The 7666-nt window shown below is 33.0% G+C and carries 11 protein-coding genes; 1 reads left to right on the top strand and 10 read right to left on the bottom strand.

Going from position 1 to position 7666, the window contains the following annotated elements; translation table 11 throughout:
* Positions 1 to 37: 37 nt before the first annotated feature.
* The 10 genes from EUBIFOR_RS05510 to EUBIFOR_RS05470 all read right to left on the bottom strand — a co-directional run bounded on the left by EUBIFOR_RS05510 (position 38) and on the right by EUBIFOR_RS05470 (position 6484).
* Positions 38 to 406, bottom strand: a complete 369-nt coding sequence (locus EUBIFOR_RS05510) for a hypothetical protein (protein ID WP_003864974.1) — start codon at positions 404 to 406, stop codon at positions 38 to 40.
* On the bottom strand, positions 387 to 779 hold the full coding sequence (locus tag EUBIFOR_RS05505) for a prepilin-type N-terminal cleavage/methylation domain-containing protein (protein WP_003864973.1): 393 nt from the start codon (positions 777 to 779) through the stop codon (positions 387 to 389). The genes EUBIFOR_RS05510 and EUBIFOR_RS05505 overlap by 20 nt, the downstream gene beginning before the upstream one ends.
* Positions 742 to 903 carry a hypothetical protein gene (locus EUBIFOR_RS12715; RefSeq protein ID WP_003864972.1) on the bottom strand — a complete coding sequence of 54 codons (162 nt, stop codon included), beginning with the start codon at positions 901 to 903 and terminating at the stop codon, positions 742 to 744. Before EUBIFOR_RS12715 ends, EUBIFOR_RS05505 begins: the two co-directional genes overlap by 38 nt.
* Positions 890 to 1282 carry a prepilin-type N-terminal cleavage/methylation domain-containing protein gene (locus EUBIFOR_RS05500; protein WP_003864971.1) on the bottom strand — a complete coding sequence of 131 codons (393 nt, stop codon included), beginning with the start codon at positions 1280 to 1282 and terminating at the stop codon, positions 890 to 892. Before EUBIFOR_RS05500 ends, EUBIFOR_RS12715 begins: the two co-directional genes overlap by 14 nt.
* On the bottom strand, positions 1260 to 1559 hold the full coding sequence (comGC, locus tag EUBIFOR_RS05495; RefSeq protein WP_003864970.1) for a competence type IV pilus major pilin ComGC: 300 nt from the start codon (positions 1557 to 1559) through the stop codon (positions 1260 to 1262). Before comGC ends, EUBIFOR_RS05500 begins: the two co-directional genes overlap by 23 nt.
* A 13-nt stretch (positions 1560 to 1572) precedes the next feature.
* Complete coding sequence (locus tag EUBIFOR_RS05490; protein ID WP_040466232.1) at positions 1573 to 2523, bottom strand: type II secretion system F family protein; 951 nt, start codon at positions 2521 to 2523, stop codon at positions 1573 to 1575.
* The gene (locus EUBIFOR_RS05485; protein ID WP_003864968.1) at positions 2483 to 3472 is read right to left on the bottom strand and encodes an ATPase, T2SS/T4P/T4SS family; all 990 of its coding nucleotides are present in this window, start codon (positions 3470 to 3472) and stop codon (positions 2483 to 2485) included. Before EUBIFOR_RS05485 ends, EUBIFOR_RS05490 begins: the two co-directional genes overlap by 41 nt.
* Before the next feature lie 44 nt (positions 3473 to 3516).
* Positions 3517 to 4140, bottom strand: coding sequence for an MBL fold metallo-hydrolase (locus EUBIFOR_RS05480; RefSeq protein ID WP_003864967.1), 624 nt, complete (start codon positions 4138 to 4140; stop codon positions 3517 to 3519).
* Positions 4141 to 4179: 39 nt separating this feature from the next.
* Positions 4180 to 4329, bottom strand: coding sequence for a 50S ribosomal protein L33 (rpmG, locus tag EUBIFOR_RS05475; RefSeq protein ID WP_003864966.1), 150 nt, complete (start codon positions 4327 to 4329; stop codon positions 4180 to 4182).
* A 79-nt stretch (positions 4330 to 4408) separates the two neighbouring features.
* Entirely contained in the window at positions 4409 to 6484 is a 2076-nt protein-coding gene (locus tag EUBIFOR_RS05470; protein WP_244264153.1) for a peptidoglycan D,D-transpeptidase FtsI family protein, read from the bottom strand.
* A 103-nt stretch (positions 6485 to 6587) separates the two neighbouring features.
* Here EUBIFOR_RS05470 and ispG point away from each other — a divergent pair, with 103 nt between their 5' ends.
* Positions 6588 to 7637 carry a flavodoxin-dependent (E)-4-hydroxy-3-methylbut-2-enyl-diphosphate synthase gene (gene ispG / locus EUBIFOR_RS05465; RefSeq protein ID WP_040466231.1) on the top strand — a complete coding sequence of 350 codons (1050 nt, stop codon included), beginning with the start codon at positions 6588 to 6590 and terminating at the stop codon, positions 7635 to 7637.
* The last annotated feature ends 29 nt before the right edge of the window (positions 7638 to 7666 follow it).

Below are 7666 nucleotides of genomic sequence, written 5' to 3'. Positions count from 1 at the left end.
TCTAATTCATCGCTATGCATCAATTTTATCTTGTTTTTTAAGGTTCGTCAATAACAACATCCACGATTGATTTATCATCATAATAAATCTTCATACATACATTATCATAAGTACACTCCATATAAGTCGAATAATCTTGAAAATGCACGTGTGTATTCATAATTGTCTCATCCTTTTCTTTGATCAACTCTTCCTTTGTATGACACAACTTAATGCGATTATTACGATCAATCATACTTTTCGCATGATCTACAATCGATAGTTCTAGAATATTTTGACGATTTGCCTTTAAAAGATATACATTTTGAATGGTACTTAATGTTAAAAAGGAAACAATTTGAAGCACAAGAAACAAACAAACTAAACTTATCCAACTCGCATATCCATTAATAGATTTCAAAGTCATAGACCTTATTCTTCTTTTTAAACCACAAATAATAACCATCTTCTTTCTTATAAAAATAGCCTAAGTCAATTTGTTCCATATAGATTTCATAGCCCGGACTTTTTACAATGCGATGCTTATCAAAGTACAATCGAAACTTTTCGTGATTACGTATATATTCCAATTGTTCATTATCAACTTTCACTTCACTTGCCACACTTAATTCTCTTCTTAGCTGCAAGATCGCAAATTGATTTTGAGTATCGATGTCCATATGGGCAAAATGTAAAGCACAACTTACAAGCATACAACCAAGTAAACTTACTAAACCTGTGATAAACAAGGCAAGTAAGGCTTCAATCAGTGTGAAACCATTTCTTCTCAATCTTTTCATTTATTTTTAAATCCTTTTGAAAATACAAGGTTGATATACCTTGAGCCAATAAACAAGAACAAATTAGAATCACAAATAACGCAAATAACGCATCCTGTAATAAAAAGCCATTATTCTTTTTCAAGACGTACCCTCCCAGCTCCTACTTGAAAGACAAGCTTCATCTTTGTATTTGTGTTTGAACAATGAAAAGAGAAAGCCTTTGACATATTCCCTTTGGCATTGTAGTAAAAAGAAACCGAATCACAAGCGATATCTTTAGGAATTCCATACTCCACTTCATCCACTAAAATGGAATCTTGAATATTTACATATACCTTACGACGTTCTACATACGCCTTTTGTTGGGCCGTTATACATAAAGTTTGTACTTGTTTCATAAAAACATAAAGTGAAGTATGCATTTTAAAATAAAGGCCAAAACTTAAAATCGAAACAATAAGCAGTACGATCAAAATTTCAACAAAAGTAAAACCATTCTTATTTAGAGATAGCCTGTCCATTTTCAATCACCACTTGACTATGATCTGGACATGTATCTTGTCCTTTCTTTAAGTATCCAAAATCAATAAGCTCTTGCACACTTGTAGGTGTTTCTAATTGATCAATTTCATACAACATGATTTGTGAGTTTACAATTTCAAGTAAAGCTTCACAACCCTTATTACGAATAATTTTCTCCTTTTGTTGAATATTTGGCAAAGTAATCAACAAAAGTAAAGCTACGATCAACATCACGATCATCATTTCTAATATTGTAAATCCATTTTTCTTTTCCATTTTTCTCCTCCATTTAAAACTGATTTAACATATTCATTGGCATCATCATGATTTGATAGACAACCACAACCAATATGCCAATACTGATATACGAAAATAATTGAATTCCATTGGATAACTTCTTTATAGATGTTTCTAGATCGAAACGACATTTCTTGATATATAGATCAAAAAATATCGAGATGCGATTACCATTCAAAGCATATTGGATCATCTTCTTAAAGGATGCATCAAATACATGGATAACTAAAAAACACTCTTCCAAAGTATTTCCCTTCTTTAATTGATCTAAAATTTCATTGGATACCATACCCACAATACTAAAATCCATCAAAGATAAAGTTTCTAACACTTCTTGTGTTGAACTATAGGTCTTTTCTAAAGCTTGATACATACATACAAATTGTAAAGAGATCATTTTCTTCATCAAAGAAAATGGACATTTCAGTCTTGCATCATACTTATAGAAAAACAAATAATATAAGCCTAGATACAATAGAATACTCAAAATGCTTGTGCCAAATAGAACCTTTAATACTTGAATCAAAATTAAGACAGAATTACTTGAAATATAATCTTTCATTTGAACAAGCACAAAGTCTGAAAAGAAACAAATCATAAAATACGCAAATACAAGTAAAAAGAATGGATATGCGATTTTTTTTAACAATTGTTCAAAGAATACATTCGAACTTTTTTCAATTTGAGAAACACATTCGATGGCTTCTTTAAGATTCATCTTACTACCTAAAATCTTTAAATATTTAAAATACAACTTCTTTTGATTCCTACAGAATAAATCCATTAAACAATTTCCTAATTTTAATTCATTCAATATTTCATCATCCTTTTTAAATACCAAATGAACCAATGTATCAAATGGCACGCCTTGATTTTGTAACAATTGAAATTGTTCAATTTCTTCACGACAAACTAAACATGTCGCACTCGGCTTGTTCGTCAAGGATATATCCTTTTTCAATACCTTCTTTAATTTTTGAAGATAATGTTTGAAATTGGTCAGGATATTTTCCATAACGCATGACATATTCCAATGTTTTTTGATCCATGATTTCATATACACACACTTTCTTGTCGCCATTTGAATATAAGCGTTGTGAAATGATGGCGGTACATACACTTAATAAATCTTGTTTAGAAACCCCAAGATCTTCAAGACGACTGATACACTCCTTTCCATTTTTGGCATGAATACTCGTTAAGACCAAATGCCCTGTTAAACTTGCACGCAATACCATCTTCGCTGTATAGCTATTTCTTGTTTCTCCAATACATATAATGTCCGGATCATGCCTTAATAATTGCTCGATGCCTACATCGTATGTAAATCCCATTGTTTCATTGATTTGTAGCTGTAAATAGGAATCATCTTCAATTTCGATCGGATCTTCTAGACTGACAACCTTATGTTTCCTTGTTTTTGCGATTTCATGAAGTAAAGCATGAAGTGTTGTCGTCTTTCCGCTATTTGTAGGTCCTACACATAGCACAAGTCCTTGTCTAAGTGGAATTAAAGATTGAAAAAATTGTGTATCCTTTTTCCATAAAGACAATTCATAAAGTTGAATAGCTTGTTTTGTGTTCAACAACCGAATGACACCTGTTTGAATATTATGATTATGTAAGATGCTGAAGCGACAAAAGATATCATGATTACGAAGATATACTTTAAACTGTCCACTTTGCGGCGAATAAGGATTGGTTAGATCCATCTGAGAAATAAATTTTAAATACTCAAAAAACGATGGTTTCCATATATCTTGATATACATCAATCATTTCATTTTGTGTGCGAAGTTGAATCTGTAACCTTTGATTATGTAGTACAAAATGGATATCACTCGCTTTTTTATCAATCGCATATTCAATGAGATCCTTTAATAAATCATCCATTTTTTATCACCCCCTTATCTAATACGAAAAAAAAAGCAGAAATTCTAATAAATTTCTGCATATTTTAAACTTTCATTCCATTTTTTCTCTTGCGATAAAGAAGTCGTTGGTCCATGTCCTGGATATACTTTATAATCTTTGTTGAATTGATACAATTTTTTTAAGGATTGTTTCATACTTGTAACACTGCCAGTTGCTAAATCCATTCTTCCAATGGAGCCTTGAAATAGCACGTCTCCAGTAAATAAACAATCTTCTATTTTTAATACTGTAGAACCAATCGAATGTCCCGGACAATATATAGCTTCTACTTCAAAGCCTGCAATCTCGTTTTTACCTTCAATAAGTGGTTTTGCGTTGGCATTACATGTCACATCCATATAAAAGGCACTGGATGAATTTAAATTGGGATCTAAAAGAAAATCAAATTCATTAGGATTTAAATATACATCACAGCCAAATTTATTTACAATCTTATCTACGCCTGAAATATGATCAAAGTGTGCATGTGTTAAAACAATCGCATCTAATGTACAATCATTCTGATTCAAAATTTCATCAAGATTTGGCAATATGTCTGCCGGATCAATGATTAAAGCATGATGGTTTTCCATCACCAAATAACAGTTTGCCTGTACAGGTCCTAAAGGTTGTTGAATAACTTTCATCGTCTAATACATAAAAAAGACCGAATAAAACGGTCTTTCTTACTTTTTCTCCTTATGTTCAGTCTGCTGATTGCATTTTGGACAATATTTTTTAACAGTCATACGTTCAGGATGTTTTTTCTTATTTCTTGTACCAATATAATTTTCTTCACCGCAAACAGAGCACTTAAATGTAATACGATCTCTCATGTTCAGTCCTCCTCACATTAGTAATTACTAGTTGATTCTAGCATAACTTACAAGTCAATTTCAAGTCATTTTCAAAATTTTAACTTGCAGGATACAATTCGAAATACTTTTGAATAAATTCTGGCATCACCATATTCGAACAAATGTTTGGTGAAACACTTTGATCATTGATACTTGATGTTGGTGCTGAGCACGCAAATGCCATGGTTGCATCATCACTTGGAGCATATCCAACAAGGTTTGCGGTTGTCCAATCCCCTACTTCGGCAGTACCTGTTTTGGCTGAAACTCTACCTGCAAATGGCTGCATTGGATCTCCACAATAACCTGAACTTACACAGGCACTAAAGCCTTGTTTGACTCGGTCTAAATAGGCTGCATTCTTTTCAGGCAATTTAGATTTAATTTTTTTAGCATTTGTCACAACTACCTCTTGTGAATTCACTTCCGTAGCATAAGACATAAAACGTGGTTTATATAAATTCCCATTGGATGCGATAGTTGCACCATAAGTGGCCAATTGAAGTGGTGAATACATATCAAACTGCCCTATAGAATAATAAAGTAACATACCTGGCTCTGCACCATAACCCATATAGCCACTTGCTTCATTTGGTGCATCAATGCCTGTTTTATTGCCTAAACCAAACATCGAATAATATCCACGCATTTTATTTAATGTACCCTGAAGATCATTCACGTAAAGCGGTTGTTCTTCTTGATATGAGGCATTGGCCAAACGTATTGCCACATTAAACATATATACGTTACTACTAACTTCTAAAGCCATAATGTCATCAACTGTACCATAATCTTTGTAGGAACTAAATTCTTGTCCACCAATATTCATTGTTTTATCGACAATTGTTTCTCCTGGACTCATCACATGTTCACTTTCGCCCATATATACAGTGGCCCCTTTAATGCATGATCCTGGGTTTACTAAAGACATATAGTTACCCGTTGAAAAATATGTCATACCTTTTGTATCCAAATCCATTTGATAGCCTGACATGGCAAGGACTGAGCCATCTTTTGCATTTAATACTGTCGTAAATAAAGATTTGAAATTTTCACGATTCGCCGATCCCCCATATTCATTTAATGTTTTCTTTAAAATATCATCTAATGAAGTTTGAAGATCAATATCGATAGAAAGATGGATATCATATCCTTTTTTTGCTTCTTGAACGACTTCTTTTTGTGCCAATCCCTTCGAATTATACGTAATCTTGGCAATTTCAGGTGTTCCTGCAAGTAAATCATTATATTGATATTCAAGGCCTGATTTACCCACACTCGCGTTTAATTGGTAGCCTTTAGAAAGATAATAACTAGATAATTCACTAGGCAAACCTTGTGTACTTGTAGTTACACTTCCTAAAACATCCGATAAAGATTCTCCATATGGATATTCTCGTTTCCATCCACCAAAATCAACGTCAAATCCAGGAAATTCCGTTTTATGTTCGACAAGATAGGCCACATCATCATCACTGACATCTTCAAGTACAACATTTTCTTGTCCTGTACTTTGGTTGGCAATCATTCTTTGGTAAATCACACACATTTTTAATTCGGATTGTGTCATTTCACCAATTTGTTTCTTACCAATACGATTCATTAAGATCTTGTATCGTTTACTTTCGGCATTGTCACCCCATGCACCATTTTTGTATTGTTTCAATTCTTTTGAAGTCAATAAATGATTGGCTGCATATTCAGAATCATTTGGAGATAAAAAGGATTTGTACGTAATATATGCCTGCTTTTTATCTTCCTCTGTAAAATCTTTTGCGCTTACACTAAACACTTTCACAATACGTTTCGCATACAATTCATAATCATCTGAATCCATATTGTTTGGAGATGTAAAGACAATATTGTGACTAACCACAGTCTTAGCTAAAATTCTTCCCTTACAATCATAGATTTGACCACGTGGTGCTGAAGTATATTGCTTGATGGAAGTATAATCTTCTCTTTTCGCTGTATAGTCATTATATGAAACAATCTGAAGATAGAACAATCGTAAAAAGATGATTAAAAAACATACGGTAATGGAAACCGCAAGAATCAATATACGATTCGAAATGACTTGATCAACAGAAATAGTTTGTCTTGCCCTTTTCAATGATTTTCTACTCTTTTTCAATTGAATCCCCCTTTATACGAAAACACTATATATTATACACGTTTCCAAGATGAAATGGAAAAAAAAGAAAGAAAGGCGTATACTTGAGATATGGAGGATGACTATGAACAGAACTCAAACTCGTCAAGTTCAAGTAAAAAATCTTGAAATTGGACATAATAATCACGTTATTATTCAGTCAATGTGTAACATTGAAACAAAAAAGGCAGATGAGGTAGCCAAACAAATTTTAAACCTTGAAAAAATGGGCTGCGAATTAATTCGTGTCAGCTGTATGGATATGGAGGATGCCAAAGCCATAAAAGATATAAAAAAACAAATTCATATTCCATTAGTTGCTGATATTCACTTTGATTATCGTTTAGCTTTAGCTTGTATTGAAGCAGGTGCTGATAAAATTCGTTTAAATCCTGGAAATATTGGTTCTAGAGAAAATGTAGAAAAAGTCGTTAAGGCTTGTAAAGAAAAACATATTCCAATTCGTATTGGGATCAATGGTGGTTCTTTAGAAAAAGACATTCATGAAAAATATGGTAAGCCAACCGCACAAGGTATGATTGAAAGTGCCAAAAGACATGTAAAAATCTTAGAAGATCTCGATTTTTATGATACTGTCCTTTCTTTTAAATCGAGTGATCCACTTTTATGTATTGAAGCTTACCGCCTTGCAGCTAAAACATTTGATTACCCTTTACATTTAGGTGTAACAGAAGCCGGTACAACCATGACAAGTGCCATCAAATCGAGTTTAGCTTTAGGCACTTTATTAAATGAAGGTATTGGAAATACAATTCGAATCAGTGTTAATGGTGCACCTGAAAAAGAAATTCCAATCGTAAAGGAATTATTAAAAGACTGCAAGCTCATCAAAAATGTACCCAATCTAATCGCATGTCCAACATGTGGGCGAACTCAATGGGATATGGAGCCGGTTGTCAATGAAATTGAAAGCTATCTTCAAACGATTCATAAAGAAGTAACAGTAGCCATCATGGGTTGTGCGGTCAATGGTCCTGGTGAAGCTAAACATGCGGATATTGCGATTGCAGGTGGCAAAAAAGAAGGCTTATTGATTAAGAAGGGTGAAATCATTGAAAAGATTCCACAAGATCAGATTGTAGCTCGTTTAAAAGAAGAAATTGATAAATTTTAATTAAAAAAAATCTCAGCGCAGTGCTGAGA

Source organism: Holdemanella biformis DSM 3989, assembly GCF_000156655.1.
In the GTDB taxonomy this organism is placed as follows: domain Bacteria; phylum Bacillota_I; class Bacilli_A; order Erysipelotrichales; family Erysipelotrichaceae; genus Holdemanella; species Holdemanella biformis.
The sequence above is the reverse complement of the archived record's forward strand: the minus strand, read 5'-3'. Positions and strand labels throughout refer to the sequence as shown.

Excerpts from the sequence above, each read along its gene's own strand:
- EUBIFOR_RS05510 (WP_003864974.1), bottom strand. The coding sequence starts at position 406 with ATGACTTTGAAATCTATTAATGGATATGCGAGTTGGATAAGTTTAGTT.
- EUBIFOR_RS05505 (WP_003864973.1), bottom strand. The coding sequence starts at position 779 with ATGAAAAGATTGAGAAGAAATGGTTTCACACTGATTGAAGCCTTACTT.
- EUBIFOR_RS05500 (WP_003864971.1), bottom strand. The coding sequence starts at position 1,282 with ATGGACAGGCTATCTCTAAATAAGAATGGTTTTACTTTTGTTGAAATT.
- comGC (WP_003864970.1), bottom strand. The coding sequence starts at position 1,559 with ATGGAAAAGAAAAATGGATTTACAATATTAGAAATGATGATCGTGATG.
- EUBIFOR_RS05485 (WP_003864968.1), bottom strand. The coding sequence starts at position 3,472 with ATGGATGATTTATTAAAGGATCTCATTGAATATGCGATTGATAAAAAA.
- EUBIFOR_RS05480 (WP_003864967.1), bottom strand. The coding sequence starts at position 4,140 with ATGAAAGTTATTCAACAACCTTTAGGACCTGTACAGGCAAACTGTTAT.
- rpmG (WP_003864966.1), bottom strand. The coding sequence starts at position 4,329 with ATGAGAGATCGTATTACATTTAAGTGCTCTGTTTGCGGTGAAGAAAAT.
- ispG (WP_040466231.1), top strand. The coding sequence starts at position 6,588 with ATGAACAGAACTCAAACTCGTCAAGTTCAAGTAAAAAATCTTGAAATT.